Annotated in this window: 1 protein-coding gene; it reads left to right on the forward strand. The window is 66.8% G+C overall.

Translation table 11 applies throughout. The features are described 5' to 3' along the window. On the forward strand, nucleotides 1–602 hold a 602-nt coding region (locus AC1DIS_RS30100; RefSeq protein WP_477781318.1), incomplete at both ends, for a DUF5801 repeats-in-toxin domain-containing protein.

The raw sequence follows: 602 nt of genomic DNA on the forward strand, positions 1-602 counted from the left end.
TCGGCGTATGGGCGTATGGCGCTGACGGGGCCGGCACCCTGACTTATGCGCTGGGCGTGGTCGCGGGCGCCTCAGGGCTGGTGGACACAGCCACGGGCGAGGCGGTGAACCTGTCGCTCAATGGCGGCGTGGTCGAAGGTCACACGGCCACCACCAACCTGCTGGTATTCACGGTCAGCGTCGCCGCCAACGGTGACGTCACCCTCGATCAGCTCCGCGCCGTGGTGCATCCCGACACGACCAATCCCGATGATTCGAAAACGCTGACCGCGGACAATCTGGTGACCCTGACCGCAACCATCACCGACAAGGACGGCGACAGCACCCAGGCGACCCTCAACATCGGCCAGAACCTGGTGTTCAAGGACGACGGACCGAGCATCAGCACCACCGGCACCGAACCGACGTTGACGGTGGATGAGACGGTGCTGACCACCGACGCCACCCAGAGCTTCGCGGCGAACTTCACCTCGGCGTATGGCGCCGATGGCGCCGGCACGCTGACCTATGCGCTGGGCGTGGTGGCGGGTGCCTCCGGGCTGACCGACACGGCCACCGGTGAGGCAGTCAACCTGTCGCTCAACGGCGGCGTGGTGGAAGGC

This window comes from Pseudomonas sp. 05N433, assembly GCF_056396925.1.